Source organism: Chloroflexus islandicus (assembly GCF_001650695.1).
Classification (GTDB): Bacteria; Chloroflexota; Chloroflexia; order Chloroflexales; family Chloroflexaceae; genus Chloroflexus; species Chloroflexus islandicus.
Genome location: NZ_LWQS01000119.1, coordinates 1 through 1,205 on the forward strand (window position 1 = coordinate 1; position 1,205 = coordinate 1,205).

The following is a 1,205-nucleotide window of genomic DNA, read 5'->3' on the forward strand; positions in this document are numbered from 1 at the left end:
ATGGCCAAGCAGAAATTCGAGCGGACGAAACCGCATATTAACGTCGGCACCATCGGCCACGTCGACCACGGCAAGACGACGCTGACGGCGGCGATCACCAAGGTGCTCTCGCTCAAGGGCGCTGCCCAGTTTATGGCGTACGACCAGATCGACAACGCGCCCGAAGAGCGTGCCCGTGGCATTACCATCGCCATCCGCCACGTCGAGTATCAGACCGACAAGCGCCACTACGCCCACGTGGACTGCCCCGGCCACGCTGACTACATCAAGAATATGATTACCGGCGCGGCTCAGATGGACGGGGCGATCCTCGTGGTCAGCGCGCCCGATGGCCCGATGCCGCAGACCCGCGAGCACATCCTGCTCGCCCGCCAAGTGCAGGTGCCGGCGATCGTCGTCTTCCTCAACAAGGTTGATATGATGGACGACCCGGAGCTGCTGGAGCTGGTCGAACTGGAGCTGCGCGAGCTGCTGAGCAAGTACGGCTTCCCCGGCGATGAGATTCCGATTATCCGCGGCAGCGCGCGCAATGCGCTGGAGAGCCCGAGCAAGGATATCAACGCGCCCGAGTACGCCTGCATCCTTGAGCTGATGAACGCGGTCGATGAGTACATCCCGACGCCGCAGCGGGCGGTTGACCAGCCGTTCCTGATGCCGATCGAAGACGTGTTCGGCATCAAGGGCCGCGGGACGGTGGTGACGGGCCGCATCGAGCGCGGCAAGGTGAAGGTGGGTGACACGGTCGAAATCGTCGGTATGACCGACGAAGCGCCGCGGCGGACGGTGGTGACCGGCGTGGAGATGTTCCAGAAGACGCTCGATGAGGGCATCGCCGGTGACAACGTCGGCTGTCTGTTGCGCGGCATTGAGCGCACCGACGTCGAGCGCGGGCAGGTGCTGTGCGCGCCGGGGAGCATCAAGCCGCACAAGAAGTTTGAGGCGCAGGTCTACGTGTTGAAGAAGGAAGAGGGTGGGCGGCACACGCCGTTCTTCCCCGGCTACCGGCCGCAGTTCTACATCCGCACGACCGACGTGACGGGGGCGATTAGCCTGCCGGCGGGGATGGAGATGGTGATGCCGGGCGATAACGTGGTGATGACGATCGAGCTGATCGTGCCGGTGGCGATCGAAGAGGGTCTCCGCTTCGCCATCCGCGAGGGTGGCCGCACCGTCGGCGCCGGCGTCGTGACCAAGATCCTTGATTA

At 64.1% G+C, this 1,205-nt stretch carries 1 protein-coding gene; it reads left to right on the forward strand.

The window, feature by feature from the left end:
• The coding region (gene tuf, locus A6A03_RS19340; RefSeq protein ID WP_066791525.1) for an elongation factor Tu at positions 1-1,205 on the forward strand (1,205 nt) is incomplete at its 3' end.